At 68.5% G+C, this 6,000-nt stretch carries 5 protein-coding genes and 1 pseudogene; 1 reads left to right on the plus strand and 5 read right to left on the minus strand.

Features of this window, described 5'->3' with window-relative positions; genetic code table 11:
* Window positions 1-2: 2 nt before the first annotated feature.
* The 3 genes from G3T14_RS14835 to dctP form a co-directional block, all read right to left on the minus strand.
* A complete protein-coding gene (locus G3T14_RS14835; RefSeq protein ID WP_163643312.1) occupies window positions 3-1,340 on the minus strand; it encodes a chloride channel protein in 1,338 nt (445 codons plus the stop codon).
* 119 nt (window positions 1,341-1,459) lie between these two features.
* A complete protein-coding gene (locus G3T14_RS14840) occupies window positions 1,460-2,848 on the minus strand; it encodes a deoxyribodipyrimidine photo-lyase (protein WP_163643313.1) in 1,389 nt (462 codons plus the stop codon).
* A gap of 403 nt (window positions 2,849-3,251) precedes the next feature.
* The gene (dctP, locus tag G3T14_RS14845; RefSeq protein WP_163643314.1) at window positions 3,252-4,349 is read right to left on the minus strand and encodes a TRAP transporter substrate-binding protein DctP; all 1,098 of its coding nucleotides are present in this window, start codon (window positions 4,347-4,349) and stop codon (window positions 3,252-3,254) included.
* Here dctP and G3T14_RS25415 point away from each other — a divergent pair.
* Window positions 4,348-4,479, plus strand: a complete 132-nt coding sequence (locus G3T14_RS25415; protein WP_281409815.1) for a hypothetical protein — start codon at window positions 4,348-4,350, stop codon at window positions 4,477-4,479. The two genes, dctP and G3T14_RS25415, sit on opposite strands and share 2 nt — an antisense overlap.
* A 72-nt stretch (window positions 4,480-4,551) precedes the next feature.
* Here the strand turns inward: G3T14_RS25415 and G3T14_RS14850 are convergent, their stop codons facing one another.
* Both G3T14_RS14850 and G3T14_RS25080 read right to left on the minus strand, forming a co-directional pair.
* Window positions 4,552-5,673 (minus strand): branched-chain amino acid ABC transporter substrate-binding protein, encoded by a 1,122-nt coding sequence (locus G3T14_RS14850; RefSeq protein WP_163643315.1) that lies wholly within the window; start codon window positions 5,671-5,673, stop codon window positions 4,552-4,554.
* Between the two features lie 190 nt (window positions 5,674-5,863).
* Window positions 5,864-6,000 (minus strand): annotated as a pseudogene (locus tag G3T14_RS25080) (sugar transporter); the annotation flags it as partial.

Here is a 6,000-nt window from a genome sequence, read left to right on the forward strand (position 1 = left end):
GCTCACCGCGGCATTACCACGGGCGCCGGGCGCGCTTCCGCCCGCGCCAGAAGCGTCTCGGCGAGCGCATGATAGAGCCCCTCGCGGCACACCGATTTCGACACCGCGTCGGCGATCAGCGCCGCCACCATCAGGGGGATCATCAGGGCGTGATCCTGGGTCATCTCGGTGACGATGACGAAGGCGGTGATCGGCGCCTGGAGTGCGCCGGTGAGGTAGGCGACCATGCCGATGAGGACGAGGGCGGCCACCGGCACGTCCGAGAACAGCCCCTGCAGCGCGGCCCCGAGTCCCGCTCCGACGCTGAGCGAGGGTGCGAACAGGCCCCCGGGAATGCCGCTGATCGCGGACAGCAGGGTCGCCAGGAACTTCAGGGGCGCGAAATTGCCATGGGACTCGCCCGCGCCATGCAGCAGCGCGCGGGCCTCCTCGTAGCCTGTGCCGTAGACAGCGCCCCCCGAGGCCAAGCCGCACAGGGCGACGCCAGCACCGCAGGACACCGCGAAGGCGACCGGATGCCGGGCGATCAGGGCTCCGACCCGCCCCGGCAGACCGCGGGCGAACAGGATGACGATGCGGGAGAACACGCCCCCCGTCAGCCCGCCGAGCGCGCCGAGCACCGGCACGGCGATCCAGCCGCGACCGAAGGGGAGGGTGGCGCTCGAGGTGCCGAAATAGGTGTAGTTTCCGGTGATCGCCAGCGCGGTCAGGCCGGCGGCGACGATGGCGGCCACGATCAGAGCGCCGTTGCGCGCCTCGTAGGCGCGGCTGAGCTCCTCGATGCCGAACACGATGCCGGCGATGGGGGTGTTGAAGGCCGCCGCCACCCCGGCGGCCCCGCCGGCGAGGATCAGCCCCGGCTGGCGCTCGGGGGTCAGGTGGCCGGCCGCCGCCATGATCGCCGCGCCGACCTGGACCGTGGGTCCCTCACGCCCGGTGGAGGCGCCGAACAGCAGGCCGAGGGTCATCACCACGATCTTGCCGAATGCCGTCCGCAGCGAGACCAGCGCGCGGCGCAAGGCGAGTTGCCCGGTATGGCGCGCCGCGATCACCTGCGGGATGCCCGAGCCCTGCGCGTTCGGAAACACGGTGAGCGCGAGATAAGCGCACAGGCCGAACCCCGCGGGCGTGATCGCCAGAGCCAGCCACGGCGAGAGCCCGAGCCCGCGCTTGAACAGCCCCTGGGCGGCATCGGCCAGCGTCGCCATCAGTACGGCGGCGAGACCGACGCAGACGCCGCCGGCGAGGAACAGCAGTCGGCGGCGCCAGATCGCGAAGGCGTCGACGGCCGCTCCGCGCAGACGCGTCATCGAGGGGCGGACAAGCAGGCGTCGGGGCATGGGAGAGTCCGGAGGGCGCGAGGCCGTGTCGGGCAAACAAGACTCGCGTCAGGCAAGGAGGTCCTGTCAGGCAGGAAGGTCCTGTCAGGCAAGGGGCGTACCCCATTCTCGGGGCGACCTCACGCCTCGGCGCGGCACAGCTTTTCGACGGTCTTGAGATAGGCCTTGGCGTCGAATTTCCTCAACGAGTTCTCGCTCTGGTAGCGCACCGTCCCGAAGATCTTCCGCCGGGCCCAGGGCCGGTCGTGCAAGCCGTAGATCCAGGCGACGTTGGTGAAGGAATTCGCGTCGCGGCCATCGAGGAAGTAGCGGTTGTTGAGCCGGAGCGTGCGCCGAAACCCTTCTTCGGGGGAGGGCGACCATTCGAGGATCTTCTTGCCCCAGTACATGCGCAGGTGATTGTGCATGTAGCCGGTCTCGCGCATCTCGGCCTGGGCGGCGTTCCAATAGATGTCGTGGGTCTCACCCTCGGCGAGCTGGCGTTCGGTATAGGCGTGGGGCCGTGGGTCGTCGGCCTGCTCGGCCAGCGTCTTGCGCGCCCATTCGGGGACCGCGTGAGCGTAGGAATCGTATCCTTTGGTGTAGTGGACGTGGTTCATCGCCAGTTCGCGCCGGACGATCAGCTCTTCGAGGTAGGACGCCTTGTCCGCGTCGCCGCCTTTCTTGGCGGCACGCACCGCGAGCGCGATCTCCACCGGGGAGATCTGCCCGAAATGCAAGTAGGGGCTCATGTGCGAAGCGGCGGCCGCCTCCGGCTTGTTGCGCTCGGCGCCGTAACTGGCGAACGGTCCGGCGAGATAGGCCGCGAGGCGGCGGCGCGCCTCGGTCTCACCGCCGATGAAGCGACGCACCGGGGCGACGTCGCGGTCGAGACTCATGCCCGCCAGCACCGCATCGGGGTCCGAGATGTCGATTTCGCTCGTCGGCAGGCCACGCCCGGCCTTGTGCTTCACCTGGCGCTGCGTCAGCGGCGCGATGTATTCGTCGAGGAGCTTGTGCAGCTTCGGGCGTAGGGTGCGGGCCGCGTATTCGTGCTTGCCCGAGGCGACCGCCACGGGGACCACCACGTCGCCCTCGACCTGAACGATGCGGGTCTTCACGGCGTCGACGATCTGCCCGTACCAGCTTTTCTGGATCGCCAGATAGCCGCGGTCGAGGACGAGGAGAGCGGCGTTCTTGGCCAGATCGATGGCGATGTCGGCGGGGGAGGCTTTGCGCATCACGAAGCCGATGCCGCGCTTATCGAGCCCGGCTTTGGCGTCGGCCAGCCCCTGGAGCAGGAAGGCGTAGTGGCGGGCATTGGCCTCGGGAAAGCCGTTGGCCCCGTCGAGCAGGCCGAAGCAGGCCAGGACCGGAAGACCGAGCCGGTTGGCCTCCTCGACGGCATATTCCAGCGCGGGATTGCCGTGGGCGCGGTTGGCCTGCTGCAGGAGGTAGACGACGTAGGCGCCATCGGCCCGCGGCGCGACGTCGTTGAGGATGTTGAGTCGTCCAGCCTGAATCGCCATCGCGCGAAATCGCTCCCATTGCCGTGAAGAAAAGAATGCGTCACCGGCGCGCCCCGCGAAGGCGCGTCGATCGTTGCCGCCGAATCGGGTGAAACGCCACTGCGGGCAGCGCCTTAGACGTCGGACGTCCGTCGCGCCGCAGGACTGAAACGAGTGCGGCAGGCCGAATCGTCACCTGCGACATTTTGGATACAGAATTGTCTCAACGTGCGCGGCGACACGGAAAGCGACAGTGATCCTGCCCCAACCATCTTGCATTTCCGCGCCAGAGGATCAGATTGTGCATTGCGGGAGCGCGATGGCGTCGCGGTCCTGCTGCCCTTCTTGGGCGTTTCCTCCCTAGACTTCGGGCCGCTCTTCGGAGCGGCCTTTTTTTCTGCCCGCTATCCCTCCAGCCCGTGGCTCAGCCTCTGGCGCGGGCGCGGATCATGAAGTTGTCGTAGGTGTATTCGGCCACCTGGAACCAGAGATATTCCTCGTTCCGGAAGGTCTTCATCGCCTCGTAGACGCGCTTGAAGTCGGGGTTCTTGCCGCCGATCTCGGCATAGACGTCGTTCGCGTTCTTGAGGGCCGCCTCCATCACCTCCTGCGGGAACGGGCGTAACTGCGCACCTGCGGCGACGAGGCGGCGCAGCGCCCGCGGATTGCGTGCGTCGTATTTGGCCTGGACGTCGGCGTGGACCTGGGCGGCGGCCGCCTGCAGGATCGCCCGGTAGGCCTTGGGCAGGCCCTTCCAGGCCTCGGCGTTGAACCACAGGTGGATCAGGGCGCCCCCCTCCCAGAAACCGGGATAATGATAGGTCGGCGCGACCTTCTGCAGACCGAGTTTCTCGTCGTCGTAGGGGCCGATCCACTCGGCCGCGTCGATGGCCTTCGACTCCAGCGCCGCATAGATCTCCGGGCCGGGCGTCGCCTGCGGCACCACGCCGAACTTCGCCAGCACCTGTCCACCGAGGCCGCCGATGCGCAGCTTCAGCCCCTGCAGGTCGGACAGCGCCTTCACCTCGCGACGGAACCAACCACCCATCTGCGCACCGGTATTGCCGGCCGGCAACGCCACCAGCCCGTGCTTGGCGAAGATCTCGCCGAACAGGTCGGCGGCACCGCCCTGGAGCCACCACGCGCTCTGGCCGCGCGCATTGAGGCCGAAGGGCAGGGCGGTGGCGAGTGCGAAGGTCGGATCCTTGGCGGCTCCCAAGGTCGCCGGCCCGTAGCCCATCTCCACCGTGCCGGCCGAGACCGCATCGAGGAGTCCGTCCGCGGGCACCGGCTCGCCGGGACCCGAGACCTGGATCTGGAAGCGCCCGTCGGTGGCCTCGGCCACGGTGCGGGCCAGCAGTTCGGGGGCGCCGTACAGGATGTCGAGGGATTTCGGATAGGACGAGACGAGGCGCCATTTCAGGTCGGGAGCGGCCTCGGCCCGGACGGGGCCCGAAACGGCGACCGCCGCACCGCCGAGGCCGGCGGACAAGAGCGCGCGTCGCGCAAGAGGTGGGGCCATGACGCCTCGCTTGGAAGTCTGGGTCGTCGAAGTCTGGATCGTCGCGGTCTCGATTATCGTGCGCCGTTCGGCGCCGACGGCCTCGGGTGCGTCGAACGGGAACGAGGGTGGCCCCGAATCGATCCCATGATCGGGCATCGACGCCATCGGGTCAGCCCCTGCCTCACCGGACGTCGCTGCCATCACTTGGGGTCACTCAGGGTCACTTGGCGTACGTAAAGGCACCGTCGTTCCAGACATACAGCACATAGCCCTGCGCGGTGACGTCGCCCTTGGCGTCGAACCCCACCGAGCCGAGCACGAGGTCGAACCGCTCGGCGTGAAGGGTCGCGGCGATGCGCCTGGAATCCTGCGTGTGGGCGAAGTTGCCCGCTGCCACAAGGGCTTGGAGCGCGGCATAGCCATAGATCGTCGAGCCTTCGGGCTCGACACCCTCGGCCTTGAAGGCCGCGACCACGGCGGCCGCCTCGGGCTTGCGGCGCGGGTCGAGGTAGAACGTCATCAGCACGCCGTTGCTGGCCGACCCGGCGGTGGTGGCGAATTCCTGGGTGGCGATGGCCGAGGTGCCGAACCATTGCGGCTTGAACCCGCGCTCGGCCGAAATCCGCACGAGACGGCCCATCTCGCGGGCATCGCCGCCATAATACGCCACCGCGATGCCGGCCTCCTTGAGGCGGTCGGCGAGCGCCGCGTCGTCGGCGTCCCCGGCGGAAAACGCCGTGGCGATGGCTTCGTTGATGCCGATGCGGTTGAGGTTTTCCTTGGTCGCGGCGGCGAGGTTGCGCGAGCCCGGCGTCAGATCGTTGAGGATGGCGATCTTCTTGTCGCGAAACCGCTCCGCCAAGACGGTGGCCGACAGCTTGGCCTGATCGTCGTCGCGCCCGCACACGCGGAAGATCGTCGGCAGGCCGCGGTCGGTGAGCTTGGCGGCGACGGAGGCCGCCGTGATCATCACGGTGCCGTTGGCGGCATAGACCTCGGAGGCCGCGAGCGAGGCGTTGGAGCAGACATGGCCGACGACGAGGCGCACATTGCCGGCGGCGTAGTGGTTGGCCACCGCCACCGCCTTGTTGGAATCGCAGGCATCGTCCTGGACGTCGAGGACGATCGTCTCACCGTCGAGACCACCGCGAGCATTGGCGTCGCGGGCGGCCGCCTGGACCCCGCGCAGCACTTGTTCGCCCACGCCGACATAGGCGCCCGAGCGCGGCACCGCGACGCCGATGACGACGTCCGCACAGGCTGGAGCGATGCCGAGCAGGCCGAGGCAACCAGCCACACGACCCGCGAGCCCGAGGCGCCGGACCTCGCGTCTGAACCTCATCTCGCCCCGTCTCACGCCCCGTTCGACCTCACGAAGGTTTAAGCGGATCTCTCATACGAACGTCCGGCGAGCGCCTGGCGACGTGGAGGCCGGCTACGCTCGGGCATTGCGGCCCATGGTTTGAACGACCCGTGCGGGATGCCGCACGAGAAGGCAAGAGGCGGTCTCGCGCCCCGACCGCTCACCCCTACTACCGCGCGACGCCATAGACGCTGGCTGCGGCGGAGACGGGGGCGGTGACGGTGGAGAACACCGACAGGACCTTCTGGACCTCGGTGAAGGGGGCGTTGGAGACGTAGACGAGGTCGCGGTTGCGCATGCGGAAGG

Source organism: Methylobacterium sp. BTF04, from assembly GCF_010692745.1.
In the GTDB taxonomy this organism is placed as follows: Bacteria; Pseudomonadota; Alphaproteobacteria; order Rhizobiales; family Beijerinckiaceae; genus Methylobacterium.